Genomic DNA, 12,869 nt, shown 5'->3' with positions numbered 1-12,869 from the left:
TCGTGAACGCCTGGTTGAACTGCTCGTTCGACATGATCTGCGTGCCCGGACGGGCGAGCTCGGCGCGCATGAAGAGCGCGAGCAGACCGCCGATGAGGAAGAACGCGAACGAGGTGACCAGGTACAGCGAGCCGATCGTCTTGTGGTCCGTGGTGGTCAGCCACTTGATGACGACGTTCCCCGGCTCCCTGCTGTGCACCGGAAGCTCGTTGGCGTACGACTCGTCTTCCTCCGCTGTCCCTGTTGTGCCCGTCGTCGTCACTGGGACGCTCCTTCGATTGTCTTCCGCCGGTGGACTGCGTACCCGGCGTGGCGCCGCCTCCACCGGGGTCGGCCGAACGGCCCTCCCCACGCGTCGCGCGAGTTTCCGGTTGCAGCAAACCAGCCAGGTGGCCGCCGGGCGTGGCCCTGCGCCCGCCGTGGCGCGACATTCACCCGTCAGGGCGTCCCCGGACGGGTCGATCCGGGCACCCGGGCGGATCCGGGTGGCCGGGACGGTATGCGGTCACCGGACGGCAGATCCGTGACCCGGGGGCGCGGAAGATGCCATCCGCTCGGGCAACCGGCTCTGCCGACGGGGGTGTTCGGCACGGCCCGGGGGCAACTTCCCGCCGGCGGACCGTTCCTGGAAACAGCGCCGCCCCGGCTCGACGGTGTGTCGGCCGGGGCGGAACGGTCAGCGGCGGTGCGGGTGGAGGAAGGGGCGTGGCCCCTCCCCCCGTCCACCGGCTCGGATCAGGCGAGGCTCGCAATCGCCTGGTTGAACGTGGCCGACGGGCGCATGACGGCCGAGGCCTTGGCCGGGTCGGGCTGGTAGTAGCCACCGATGTCGGCCGGCTTGCCCTGGACCGCGACCAGCTCGTCGACAATGGTCTGCTCCTGCTCGGCCAGCGTCTTGGCGAGCGGCGCGAACGCCTCGGCGAGCTTGGTGTCCGCGGTCTGCTGGGCCAGCTCCTGGGCCCAGTACAGGGCCAGGTAGAAGTGGCTGCCGCGGTTGTCGATGCCGCCGAGCCTGCGGCTGGGCGACTTGTCCTCGTTGAGGAACGTGGCCGTCGCACGGTCCAGCGTGTCCGCGAGGACCTGGGCACCGGCGTTGTCCGTGGTCTGCGCGAGGTGCTCGAAGCTGACGGCGAGGGCGAGGAACTCGCCCAGGCTGTCCCAGCGCAGGTAGTTCTCCTTGACGAGCTGCTGCACGTGCTTCGGCGCGGAGCCGCCGGCGCCCGTCTCGAAGAGGCCGCCGCCGTTCATCAGCGGGACGACGGAGAGCATCTTGGCGCTGGTGCCGAGCTCGAGGATCGGGAACAGGTCGGTGAGGTAGTCACGCAGCACGTTGCCGGTGACCGAGATGGTGTCCTCGCCGCGGCGGATGCGCTCCAGGGAGAACGCGGTGGCCTTGACCGGGGACATGATCTCGATCTGGAGACCGTCGGTGTCGTGGTCGGCCAGGTACGTCCTGACCTTCTCGATGAGCTTGGCGTCGTGCGCGCGGTCCTCGTCGAGCCAGAACACGGCCGGGTTGCCGGTCGCGCGGGCGCGGGTCACGGCGAGCTTGACCCAGTCCTGGATCGGCAGGTCCTTGGCCTGGCACACGCGGAAGATGTCACCGGCGCCGACGACCTGCTCCAGGACGGCGTTGCCGTTGCCGTCCACGACCCGCACGGTACCCGTGGTGGGGACCTCGAAGGTCTTGTCGTGGCTGCCGTACTCCTCGGCCTTCTGCGCCATGAGGCCGACGTTGGACACCGAACCCATCGTGGCCGGGTCGTAGGCGCCGTTGGCGCGGCAGTCGTCGATGACGGCCTGGTAGACGCCCGCGTAGCTGCTGTCGGGCAGCACGGCAAGGGTGTCGGCCTCGTTGCCGTCCGGGCCCCACATGTGGCCGGAGGTGCGGATCATGGCCGGCATGGAGGCATCGACGATGACGTCGCTGGGGACGTGCAGATTGGTGATGCCCTTGTCGGAGTCGACCATCGCCAGGGCGGGGCCCTCGGCGAGCTCGGCCTCGAAGGAGGCCTTGATCTCGGCACCGAGGTGCGGCACCGAGTCCAGGCCCTTGAGGATGCCACCGAGGCCGTCGTTCGGGGTCAGGCCGGCGGCGATGAGCGCCTCGCCGTACTTGGCGAACGTGTTCGGGAAGAAGGCACGGACCACGTGGCCGAAGATGATCGGGTCGGAGACCTTCATCATGGTGGCCTTGAGGTGCACCGAGAAGAGGATGCCTTCGGCCTTGGCGCGGGCGACCTGCGCGGTGAAGAACTCGCGCAGCGCGGCGACGCGCATGACCGCGGCGTCCACGACCTCGCCGGCGAGCACGGGCACGGAGTCGCGCAGGACGGTGACGGTGCCGTCGTCGCCCACGAGCTCGATGCGCAGCGTGCCGGCCTCGGCGATCACGACGGACTTCTCGGTGGAGCGGAAGTCGTCGACGCCCATGGTCGCGACGTTCGTCTTCGAGTCGGCCGACCATGCACCCATGCGGTGCGGGTGCGCCTTGGCGTAGTTCTTGACCGACGCGGGGGCGCGGCGGTCGGAGTTGCCCTCGCGCAGGACGGGGTTGACCGCGCTGCCCTTGATCTTGTCGTAACGCGCGCGGGCGTCCTTCTCCTCGTCGGTCTTCGGGTCGTCCGGGTAGTCCGGAAGCGCGTAGCCCTGCTCCTGGAGCTCGGTGATCGCGGCCTTCAGCTGCGGGATCGACGCCGAGACGTTCGGCAGCTTGATGATGTTGGCCCCGGGAGTGGTGGCCAGCGCGCCGAGCTCGGCGAGCGCGTCGTCGATGCGCTGGTTCTCCTGGAGGCGGTCGGGGAAGCTGGCGATGATCCGGCCCGCCAGGGAGATGTCACGGCTCTCCACAGTGACCCCGGCCTTCGAGGCATAGGCCTCGATCACCGGCAGGAACGAATACGTCGCCAGGGCCGGGGCCTCGTCGGTGTGTGTATAGATGATGGTCGAGTCAGTCACCCTGTGCTCCGCTCCACGTCTGCAACATTGCTTGACATCAAGATATCTCGTGATCGCCGCTGTCTCGACAGGGCCCTGCCCCCGCAGTGACCGGAACCCGCCGTACCGCCCCACGGCCCGGCGCACGGACGCACCGGACGCCGCCGTCGGCGCTGATGTGCCATAGCGCCGCGGCCCTGGCAGCGTGCGGCGCCATGAGCACGGAGAGCGAACACGACGAGGCGCTGAACCAGGCGGTACGGCTGCGCGAGCAGCGGAACCCGCAGGCGCACGAGCAGCTGCTGACCTGGCGGCGCGGACGACGCCTCGCTGATGGCCTTCCTGGCGATGACGCTGTACAGCGTCGGCGAATCCCGCGAAGCCGTGCGGACGCGCCTCCGGGTCACCGCGGCCACCAGCGCGGATCCGCGGCTCCAGGCGTGCCGTCCGATCGGGTAACTACGCCGGCCGGCCCGGCGAGACGGAGTGGAGCCGGCTCACGGCCGTCCCCGCACCGGGACCTCCTCGCCGGCCGGAACAGGCCCGGGCGGGGTGCCGTCGCCGAAGGGGCGGCCGCCGAGCTCCTCCCGGTGGTGCGGGGTCAGCCAGCCCGACAGATCGGGCCCGACGGGCACGATGCCGGTGGGGTTGATGCCCGTGTGGACCCGGTAGTAGTGCTGCTTGATGTGGTGGAAGTCGACCGTGTCACCGAAGCCGGGGGTCTGGTAGAGGTCCCTGCTGTAGCCCCACAGGACCGGGTCCTCGGCCAGTTTCGAACGGTTGCACTTGAAGTGTCCGTGGTAGACAGCGTCGAAGCGCACGAGTGTGGTGAAGAGCCGGATGTCGGCCTCGGTGATCGTGTCGCCGACGAGGTAGCGCCGGTTCGCGAGGCGCTGCGACACCAGGTCCAGGCGGCGGAACACATCTGCGTACGCGGCCTCGTACTCGTCCTGCCCGCTGGCGAACCCGGCCCGGTACACACCGTTGTTGACGTCCCGGTAGATGCCCTCCATGACCTCGTCGATCTCCTCGCGCAGCGGCCCGGGATAGAGATCGGGCGCCCCGGACCGGTGCAGCGCGGTCCATTCGGTGGCAAGGTCAAGGGTGATCTGCTGGTAGTCGTTGGTGACGAGCTTGCCGCTGGGTACGTCGACGACTGCGGGGACGCTGACTCCGCCGGGGTACCCGCGCTCCCGCGCGTCGTAGGCCTCGCCGAGGTACTTGATGCCGAGCACCGGGTCCCGGCCGCCCTCGTCCAGCGTGAAGCGCCAGCTGCGGTCGTCCTGCAGCGGATCGGCGACGGCGAGCGAGAGCGCGCCCTCCAGGCCGAGCAGCCGGCGGGAGACCAGTGCGCGGCTCGCCCAGGGGCAGGCGCGGCTGACGACCAGCCGGTAGCGCCCCGCCTCGACGGGCCAGCCGTCCCGGCCGTCGGCGGTGATCCGGTCGGCGAAGTGGCTCCTGGACCGTTTGAAGGGCTTGTGGCCGTACTCGCTGTTGCCGTCCGGTTCGGTGGAGGCGGGGTCGTTCATCGGGTCTCTCCTACGACAGGGCCTGAGGGCGCGCGGACTGGTGTGTACGGCTTCTGCCCCGCCGGGTCCCGCCCACATCGGCCAGGGCCACGATCAGTCCGGCCACCACGAAGGCGACGGAGACGACGAGCCCGTGGTCGTAGGCGGTGGACCAGCCGGTGGACCCCACCTGGGCGAAGAAGACGGAGCCGACGGCGGCGATTCCGATCGCGGAGCCGACGCGCTGGCCGGTCTGGAGGGTGCCGCCCGCGCTTCCCGCGGAGGCCACCGGCACCTGGGACAGGGTCAGGGTCTGGTTGGGCGCGATGACCAGGCCGCTGCCGAGCCCGGCGAGCAGCAGCGGGGCGGCCATCGCCCATCCGGCGCCTCTGCCGGGCACCAGGTGGACGGCGAGCGCGGTGGCGCCGAGTCCCACGGCCACGGTCGTCATGCCGATGACCACGAGGGGGCGCCCGTACCGGCCGACCAGCCTGCCGCCGGGGCCGGCCGCTGCGGCGGACCCCAGGGCGAAGGGCGTGATCGCGAGACCTGCCATCAGGGCCGTGTAATGCAGGCCGCTCTGCAGATAGAGCGTGGTGATGAAGAAGATCGAGGTGAATCCGGCGAAGTACAGCAGGATCAGCAGACAGCCCAGCCAGTAGGAACGGACACGGAAGAGCGAGAGGTTCACCACCGGCTGGGTGCCGCGACGGCCGCACCGGGACTCCCAGCCCACGAAGGCGACGAGCAGCACCGCGGCCACCACGAGGAGCAGCCATTTCCCGTTGCCCGCCCACTGATGTGCCTGGACGAAGGGCAGCAGCAGCGCCAGCACCCCGGCGCCCAGCAGCAGGACCCCGAGCGGGTCCAGGTCCCGCAGCCGCACCGGCCCGGCGGACGGGGTGTCCGGCAGCAGCCGGTGGGCCAGCAGCAGGCAGACCGCGCCGAGCGGCAGATTGACGTAGAACACCCATCGCCAGCCCTCCTCGGCGCCGGCCGCCTGGATCAGGAGCCCGCCGAGCAGCGGGCCCACGGCCGTGGAGATGCCGACCACCGTGCCGAACATGCCGAACGCCCGGCCCCTCTCCCGCCCCGAGAACATCTGCTGGATGAGGGCGGAGATCTGGGGCGACACAAGTCCGCCGGCCAGGCCCTGCACCAGTCGGGCGATGACCAGCCAGAGGCTGGACTGGGCGGCTCCGCAGGCCGCGGAGGCCAGCGTGAAGAGCGCGAGACCCGCCATGAAGACCTCGCGGCGCCCGCGTGCGTCGCCCAGCCGCCCCGCGGGAATCAGGAACAGGCCAAAGGCCAGTGCGTAGCCGGACAGCACCCACTGCAGATCGGACTCCGGGGTGTGCAGTCCCTCCCGGATGGACGGCAGTGCGACGTTGACGATCGATACGTCCAGCAGCGTCATGAAGCCTGCGACCAGGCACACCGCGAGTGCTCGCCACCGCCGGGGGTCGGGCGTGCCGTCCCCGTCGGCGGACTCCGCACCCCGCCCCGCGGAACCCCGGTGAGCCGCACTGTCTGCCATGGCTCGCACCCTAGGTCGCACGCCCCGAATCCTCATCCCGGCAGGGCCACCCGGCCGTGCGCCGCGCGCTACATTGACGCGGTCTCCGGTGTGCGACCGGGGCGCGGGTGCCGCAGCAGCCGGACGGCGAGCCCGCCAAGCCTGCACACCCACCAGGGAATCACCGAAATAAGCTTGCATATGCAAGCTGCAAACGCCTAAGGTGCGGCATATGCAGTCCTATACCATCGGGCAGGCCGCCCGCCTGCTGGGCGTCAGCCCGGACACCGCGCGCCGCTGGGCGGACGCAGGCCGCGTCGCGACCCACCGCGAGGAAGGCGGGCGCCGCCTCATCGACGGCCGCGACCTGGCGGCGTTCTCCGTCGAGGTCGCCCAGGGCGGCGCCGGCGACGACGACGCGTCCTACACGTCCGCGCGCAACGCCTTTCCCGGCATCGTGACCGCGGTGAAGCTCGGCGACGTGGCGGCGCAGGTCGAGATCCAGGCCGGTCCGCACCGGCTCGTGTCGCTGCTGACCCGGGAGGCCGTCGAAGAACTCGGCCTCGAGGTGGGCATGCAGGCCACCGCCCGGGTGAAGTCGACCAGCGTGCACATCGACCGCACCTGACCCACAGGCCTTCCGGATACCGGTTCGCCCCGCGTCGGCCCAGGGGGCTGCGCCGCGGGGCGGCGCGGCCCCTCGCGGATTCAAGTACATGAACAGAAATCATGAACAAGCCCGTTGACGCGTTCACGCCACGCCCGTAGCTTCGAGAGAAAGCGCTTTCTCCACCACAGCTCGGACACTCCCCTGCCCGGGCTGTTCAGCGCCTTGAACCACCCTCGATATCGGACGATCCAATCAACCTGGAGACGAACGATGCAACTGAGACCTGTTGTCGCGTGCGTCGGTCTGCTGGCCGGCACGTTGATCACACTGTCGGGCAACTCGGCGCAGGCCGTGCCCACGCGCCATCAGCCCGAGAGCTCCGCGGCAGCCGGCGTGCGCGCGCAGGCCACCGACGTGTACGTGGCGCCGGACGGCACCACTGACGGAGCGGGAACGCAGTCGGACCCGACGACGCTCCCCTCGGCGATCAGCCGCGTCACTCCCGGCGGGACGATCTACCTGCGCGGCGGCTCCTACCAGCTGTCGGAGACCGTCACCATCCCGCAGGGCAACGACGGCACGTCGAGCGCCCGCACACAGCTGCAGGCCTACCCCGGCGAAACCCCGGTGCTCGACTTCTCGGCCATGAGTGAGGACCCGGCGAACCGCGGGCTCGCCGTGAACGGGTCGTTCTGGCACATCAACGGAATCGTCGTCGAGCACGCCGGTGACAACGGGATCTCCGTCGGTGGCAGTGACAACATCATCGAGCGCACGGTGACCCGGTTCAACCGGGACACCGGACTCCAGCTCTCGCGGATCCTGTCCAGCACCCCCCGCGACGCGTGGCCGTCCAACAACCTCGTCCTCAGCGCGGAGACACATGACAACTCCGACTCCGACGGTGAGGACGCCGACGGTTTCGCCGCGAAGCTGACGGTCGGCCCCGGGAACGTCTTCCGCTACGCCGTCTCGCACAACAACATCGACGACGGCTGGGACCTCTACACCAAGACCGACACGGGGGCCATCGGCCCGGTGACCGTCGAGGACTCGCTCTCCTACGAGAACGGCACCCTCTCCGACGGCAGTCAGAACTCCAGCGGTGACCGCAACGGCTACAAGCTCGGTGGCGAGGACATCGCCGTCGACCACATCATCCGGCGCAGCATCGCCTACCACAACGGCAAGCACGGGTTCACCTACAACAGCAACCCGGGCAGCATGACGGTGTCGGGCAACATCGCCATCGACAACGAGGAGCGCAACTTCTCCTTCGACGGCGGCACTTCGGCGTTCCAGGACAACGTGTCCTGCCGCAGCGGCAAGGGGACGAACGACCGCATCATCGGCGATGCCGACGCGTCGAACCAGTTCTGGTCCGGCACGAACGGGTCCAAGTGCTCCGCGTACAGCGGCGCACTCGACTGGTCCTTCGCTTCGGACGGTCACCTGGTCGTGACGCTGGGCGGCAGCCCGGTGACGCCGTAACGGACCGTCTCGCCCCGGCTCGTCCGCCCCGGCCCGAGGACCGGCCGGGGCGGACGGGCCCACCGGTTCACGCCTCACCCCGCAACCACAGGCCGTCAGTACACTCGGGACCGAGTCGCCGGCCGTCCCGCCGGACCGGACAGCCGAAAGCCGCCCACCATCGGGACCGACGGCTCACGAAGCGGCCCCTGAGCTGCGAGAACCCTGATCAGGGCGCCACCCGATGGCTCTACTGGGAGGTTACCGTTGAGGATGCTGATCAACGTCCCCGAAACCGTGGTCGCGGACGCGCTGCGCGGCATGGCCGCCGCCCATCCGGAACTGACCGTGGACGTCGAGAACCGTGTGGTCGTACGGCGTGACGCACCCGTGGCCGGAAAGGTCGCGCTGGTCTCCGGCGGCGGGTCCGGTCATGAGCCGCTGCACGCGGGGTTCGTCGGGCCCGGGATGCTGTCGGCGGCGTGCGCCGGGGAGGTGTTCACGTCCCCGGTGCCGGATCAGATGGTGCGCGCCGCAGCCGCCGTCGACAGCGGTGCCGGCGTGCTCTTCGTCGTCAAGAACTACACCGGTGACGTGCTCAACTTCGAGATGGCCGCCGAGCTCGCCGACGAGGAGGGGGTGCAGGTCGCTCAAGTACTCGTGAACGACGATGTCGCGGTGTCCGACAGCCTCTTCACGGCGGGGCGACGAGGCACGGGCGCGACGCTGTTCGTGGAGAAGATCGCCGGCGCGGCGGCCGAGGAGGGTGCGCCGCTGGACCGGATCGCGGCGGTGGCGCGGCAGGTGAACGAGTCCTCGCGCAGTTTCGGGGTGGCACTGAGCTCCGTCACCACCCCGGCCAAGGGCTCCCCCACCTTCGATCTCCCCACGGGTGAACTGGAACTCGGCGTGGGGATCCACGGCGAGCCCGGGCGGGAGCGCCGTCCGATGATGACGTCGCGGGAGATCGCTGACTTCGTGGTGGACGCGGTACTGGAGGATCTGCAGCCGCAGGGACCGGTGATCGCACTGGTCAACGGGATGGGCGCGACCCCGCTGCTGGAGCTGTACGGGTTCAACGCCGAGGTGCAGCGGGTGCTGTCCGAGCGGGGCGTGGTGGTGGCTCGTACGCTGGTGGGGAACTACGTGACCTCGCTCGATATGGCGGGCTGCTCGGTGACGCTCTGCCAGGTGGACGAGGAGCTGGTGCGGCTCTGGGACGCCCCGGTGGAGACGCCCGCACTGCGGTGGGGCCGCTGACCGTCCACGTTGCCCCCGTCAGTGCACGCCGTCACGTTCGATGGACCCGAGGAGATCATGTGCTCGACGCCGACTTCTTCTGCCGCTGGATGACCGTTGCCGCCAACGCCATGGAACGCCAGGCGGAATTCCTGACCGAGCTCGACTCGGCGATCGGGGACGCCGATCACGGCACGAACATGCGGCGCGGATTCGCCGCGGTGACCGCCGCCCTGGACAAGGAGGCGCCGCAGACGCCCGGGGCCGTACTCGCGCTGGCCGGAAAGCAGTTGATCTCGACCGTCGGCGGAGCGTCCGGTCCGCTGTACGGGACGCTGCTGCGGCGTACGGGCAAGGAGCTGGGCGACGCCCCCGCCGTGAGCGCCGAGGAGCTGACGCAGGCGTTCACCGCGGGCGTAGAGGCGGTGGCCCGGCTGGGCGGGGCCGCGGCCGGGGACAAGACGATGCTCGACGCCCTCCTGCCGGCGGCCGAGGCGCTCGGGATGTCGTTCGATGCGGCCGAGTACGCGGCGCGGTCAGGGGCGCTGGCGACCGTGCCCCTGCAGGCGCGCAAGGGCCGCGCGAGCTATCTGGGCGAGCGGAGCATCGGGCATCCGGATCCGGGAGCCATGTCCGCGTTGTTCCTGGTCGCCGCCCTCGCGGCGGTCGCCGCCGCGGAAGGAGAAGGCGCATGAGCGTGGACGGTCAGGTCGGGATCGTGCTGGTCTCGCACAGCGGGCCGGTGGCCGAGGCGGTTGCCGCACTCGCCGCGGGTCTTGCGGCCGGTGGCGCGACCGCGCCGGTGGCCGCCGCCGGCGGCACTGCCGCGGGCGGGCTCGGCACGAGTACCGAGCTGATCGCGGCGGCGGCCGGATCGGTGGACCGTGGCGCGGGAGTCGCGGTACTGGTCGATCTGGGCAGCGCCGTGCTCACGGTCAAGGCGATGCTCGCCGAGGGCGACGAACTCCCGGACGGTGCACGGCTGCTGGACGCTCCGTTCGTGGAGGGCGCCGTGGCTGCGGTGGTCACCGCGTCGGCGGGCGGCGACATCGACGCGGTAGCTGCCGCCGCGTCGGAGGCGTACGACTACCGCAAGGTGTGAGGGCCCGTCGCCGTGTCGGCGCCAACGGGTGCCGCGCCGCTCACGCACACTTGACCGCATGTCACCGAACGAGCGGCGCAGCGCCGGGCTTCTCCTGTTCCGCACCACCGGGGGGTCCGGTTTCGAGGTCCTCATCGGGCACATGGGCGGGCCGTTCTGGGCACGGCGGGAGAGCGCGGCGTGGTCGGTCCCGAAGGGTGAGTACGGCCCCGAGGAGGAGGCGGCGGACGCTGCGCGGCGGGAGTTCGAGGAGGAGTTCGGCCACCCGGCACCGGACGGTCGCCGGCTGGCACTGGGCGAGGCCCGTCAGTCCGGCGGCAAGACCGTGACCGTGTGGGCCGTGGAGGGCGACCTCGATCCGGCGGCGGCCGTTCCGGGGACCTTCACGATGGAGTGGCCGCGAGGGTCCGGCGTGCAGCGGGATTTCCCGGAGATCGACCGGTTCGCCTGGTGCACGCCGGAGGTCGCCGCCGACCGCCTCGTCAAGGGCCAGCGGGTCTTCCTGGACCGGCTGCGCGGCATTCTGACGGACGAGCCGGAACCTTCCGCGCCCGACGGTTCCTGAACCCCGGCCTCCGCGTCAGGAGTCCGCGACCGGGCCGCCGTTGTGGAGTTCGAGCCGGTCGCCGGTGAAGCGGCTGCGGAAACTGCGGTCGTGCGAGACGACCACGACGGCTCCCGGGTACGCCGCCAGGGCCGCTTCCAGCTCCTCCACCAGACCGAGGGCGATGTGGTTCGTGGGCTCGTCGAGCACCAGCAGATCGGCCGGGCGGGTGACCAGCCGGGCGAGCGCCAGCCTTCGCTGCTGGCCGACGGAGAGGTCGGCGACGGGGACGGTCAGGTCCTCGGGGCGGAACAGTCCGAGCGCCAGAAGCGTGTCGGCGTACTCGTCGGCGTGGCCGGGCCGTCCGGCGGCGAAGGTCGCCAGGAGTGTACGACGGGTGGGCCGGGCGGGGAGGTCCTGCGGGAGATATCCGATCCGGCAGCGGCGGCGCACCGTGCCGGAGCCGGGGGCCAGGTCGCCTGCCAGGACCCGCAGCAGGGTTGACTTCCCGGCGCCGTTGGGCCCGGTGACCAGCAGCCGCTGTCCGGCCGGCACCCGCAGGTGCGGCATGCGAAGCCGGTCGCCGACCGCCACGGATTCGAGCTCCACCAGGGGGCCCGAAGCCTGCTCGCCCTCGGCGGCGAGGGCGAGGTCGACGGTGAACCGCAGCGGCTGCGGCGGGGCCGGGACCGGTGCGTCGCGCAGCCCTTCGAGCCGGATCCGGGCGGCTCTGACCCGCCCGGACAGCTTGGCCTCGTGCGAGCGGCGGTGCTTGCCGAAGCCCTCGCCGGGATCCTTCCCGGCGCCGGCGAGCCGCCGGCCCGCGGCGCTCACGAGCTCTTCGGTGCGGGCGAGTTCGTCCAGCCACTCCTGGTGGTCCTGTGCCCAGCGGCGGCGGGCGGCCGCCTTCGCCGTGCGGTAACCGTCCCAGCCGTCCCCGTAGGTGCTGACGGTGCGCAGATCGCGGTCGACCTCGGCGATGACGGTGGTGGTCCGTTCCAGGAACGCCCGGTCGTGGGTGATCACGACGGCGGTGCCGCGGTGGGCGCGCAGATGGTCCTCCAGCCAGGTGGTGGCCGTGAGGTCGAGGTGGTTGGTCGGCTCGTCGAGCAGCAGCAGTTCGGGGCCGGCGGCCAGAACACAGGCGAGCGCGAGCCTGGACTGTTCGCCCCCGGAGAGGGTGCCGAGCGGGCGCTCCCGGGTGAGGTGACCGAGCCCGAGGCCGTGCAGTGCGGCGTCGACCCGGGTGTCGGCCAGGTAGCCGCCGCGCTCCTCGTACTCCGTCAGCAGATCCCCGTACGCGGTGAGCCGGGTGTCGTCCGGGCCTCCGGGCAGGGCGAGTGCGGTCTCGGCGTCCCGGATCCGCCGCTCCAGGGCGCGGAGTTCACTGAGGGCGGTGTCGACGGCGTCCTGGACCGTGCGGGCGGGGACGAGGTCGAGAGTCTGCGAGAGGTAGCCGGTGCCGCCGGGGAAGCGGACGGTGATCTCTCCGCTGTCCGGCGCCTCGACGCCGGCCAGCAGCCGCAGGAGGGTGGATTTCCCGGAGCCGTTCTCACCGATCACTCCGACGCGGTCGCCCGGCCGGACGGTGAAGGACACCTGGTCGAGGACCGTGCGTTCTCCGTACGTCCTGGAGACGTCCTTCATGGCCAGTTGGGCGCGGTCGTGCTTGGGGGACATGGGTCGCTTTCCCTCGGGTGACATGCCTCGGCGGCCATGGCGGGGCGCGGCGGGCGGGGTTGCCGAACGGGCGGGGGACTGCGCAACGCGGGGTGACCCGGAAGGTCACACGGCGACGCCCGGCGTCGCGCGTCGGCGTCCCTGCCGGGCGTCAGCGGAAGAAGTAGTACGAACCCATGGGGCCAGTCTAACCACGGGGGTGCGATGGCCCGCAGGCCCTTTTCCGTTCACCGGGAGCGGCCGGCCCGGGGGCGCTCCACCGG

General features: G+C 71.1%; 10 protein-coding genes and 1 pseudogene. 6 read left to right on the top strand and 5 right to left on the bottom strand.

All coding sequences use genetic code 11. The features are described 5' to 3' along the window. From ACFVW8_RS35330 to ACFVW8_RS35315, 4 genes and pseudogenes are all read right to left on the bottom strand, one after another. Positions 1 to 262 (bottom strand): annotated as a pseudogene (locus ACFVW8_RS35330) (cytochrome ubiquinol oxidase subunit I); the annotation flags it as partial. Between the two features lie 473 nt (positions 263 to 735). Beyond that, positions 736 to 2,958, bottom strand: a complete 2,223-nt coding sequence (locus ACFVW8_RS35325) for an NADP-dependent isocitrate dehydrogenase (RefSeq protein ID WP_389697431.1) — start codon at positions 2,956 to 2,958, stop codon at positions 736 to 738. A 476-nt stretch (positions 2,959 to 3,434) separates the two neighbouring features. Next, positions 3,435 to 4,466, bottom strand: a complete 1,032-nt coding sequence (locus ACFVW8_RS35320) for a glutathione S-transferase family protein (protein WP_389697429.1) — start codon at positions 4,464 to 4,466, stop codon at positions 3,435 to 3,437. Between the two features lie 10 nt (positions 4,467 to 4,476). Further along, positions 4,477 to 5,982 carry an MFS transporter gene (locus tag ACFVW8_RS35315; protein ID WP_389697427.1) on the bottom strand — a complete coding sequence of 502 codons (1,506 nt, stop codon included), beginning with the start codon at positions 5,980 to 5,982 and terminating at the stop codon, positions 4,477 to 4,479. A 211-nt stretch (positions 5,983 to 6,193) separates the two neighbouring features. Here ACFVW8_RS35315 and ACFVW8_RS35310 point away from each other — a divergent pair, with 211 nt between their 5' ends. From ACFVW8_RS35310 to ACFVW8_RS35285, 6 genes are all read left to right on the top strand, one after another. After that, entirely contained in the window at positions 6,194 to 6,589 is a 396-nt protein-coding gene (locus ACFVW8_RS35310; RefSeq protein ID WP_389697425.1) for a molybdopterin-binding protein, read from the top strand. 252 nt (positions 6,590 to 6,841) lie between these two features. Next, positions 6,842 to 8,062, top strand: a complete 1,221-nt coding sequence (locus ACFVW8_RS35305; RefSeq protein ID WP_389697423.1) for a right-handed parallel beta-helix repeat-containing protein — start codon at positions 6,842 to 6,844, stop codon at positions 8,060 to 8,062. A gap of 252 nt (positions 8,063 to 8,314) precedes the next feature. Then, on the top strand, positions 8,315 to 9,301 hold the full coding sequence (gene dhaK / locus ACFVW8_RS35300; protein WP_389697421.1) for a dihydroxyacetone kinase subunit DhaK: 987 nt from the start codon (positions 8,315 to 8,317) through the stop codon (positions 9,299 to 9,301). A gap of 59 nt (positions 9,302 to 9,360) precedes the next feature. After that, on the top strand, positions 9,361 to 9,975 hold the full coding sequence (gene dhaL, locus ACFVW8_RS35295; protein ID WP_389697419.1) for a dihydroxyacetone kinase subunit DhaL: 615 nt from the start codon (positions 9,361 to 9,363) through the stop codon (positions 9,973 to 9,975). Beyond that, positions 9,972 to 10,382, top strand: coding sequence for a PTS fructose transporter subunit IIA (locus tag ACFVW8_RS35290; protein WP_389697417.1), 411 nt, complete (start codon positions 9,972 to 9,974; stop codon positions 10,380 to 10,382). The genes dhaL and ACFVW8_RS35290 overlap by 4 nt, the downstream gene beginning before the upstream one ends. 58 nt (positions 10,383 to 10,440) lie before the next feature. Beyond that, positions 10,441 to 10,947, top strand: coding sequence for an NUDIX domain-containing protein (locus tag ACFVW8_RS35285; RefSeq protein WP_389697415.1), 507 nt, complete (start codon positions 10,441 to 10,443; stop codon positions 10,945 to 10,947). Between the two features lie 15 nt (positions 10,948 to 10,962). Here ACFVW8_RS35285 and abc-f read toward each other — a convergent pair whose 3' ends face one another. Next, positions 10,963 to 12,606 carry a ribosomal protection-like ABC-F family protein gene (gene abc-f / locus ACFVW8_RS35280; RefSeq protein ID WP_389697413.1) on the bottom strand — a complete coding sequence of 548 codons (1,644 nt, stop codon included), beginning with the start codon at positions 12,604 to 12,606 and terminating at the stop codon, positions 10,963 to 10,965. Positions 12,607 to 12,869: the final 263 nt, after the last annotated feature.

This window comes from Streptomyces sp. NPDC058221, assembly GCF_042882365.1.
In the GTDB taxonomy this organism is placed as follows: domain Bacteria; phylum Actinomycetota; class Actinomycetes; order Streptomycetales; family Streptomycetaceae; genus Streptomyces.
This window is presented reverse-complemented; position numbering and strand designations above follow the sequence as displayed.

What these genes read in the sequence shown, in the direction of transcription:
- ACFVW8_RS35290 (WP_389697417.1), top strand. Translation starts at nt 9,972, where the DNA reads ATGAGCGTGGACGGTCAGGTCGGGATCGTGCTGGTCTCGCACAGCGGG.
- ACFVW8_RS35320 (WP_389697429.1), bottom strand. Translation starts at nt 4,466, where the DNA reads ATGAACGACCCCGCCTCCACCGAACCGGACGGCAACAGCGAGTACGGC.
- ACFVW8_RS35310 (WP_389697425.1), top strand. Translation starts at nt 6,194, where the DNA reads ATGCAGTCCTATACCATCGGGCAGGCCGCCCGCCTGCTGGGCGTCAGC.
- abc-f (WP_389697413.1), bottom strand. Translation starts at nt 12,606, where the DNA reads ATGTCCCCCAAGCACGACCGCGCCCAACTGGCCATGAAGGACGTCTCC.
- ACFVW8_RS35305 (WP_389697423.1), top strand. Translation starts at nt 6,842, where the DNA reads ATGCAACTGAGACCTGTTGTCGCGTGCGTCGGTCTGCTGGCCGGCACG.
- ACFVW8_RS35315 (WP_389697427.1), bottom strand. Translation starts at nt 5,982, where the DNA reads ATGGCAGACAGTGCGGCTCACCGGGGTTCCGCGGGGCGGGGTGCGGAG.
- ACFVW8_RS35285 (WP_389697415.1), top strand. Translation starts at nt 10,441, where the DNA reads ATGTCACCGAACGAGCGGCGCAGCGCCGGGCTTCTCCTGTTCCGCACC.
- dhaK (WP_389697421.1), top strand. Translation starts at nt 8,315, where the DNA reads ATGCTGATCAACGTCCCCGAAACCGTGGTCGCGGACGCGCTGCGCGGC.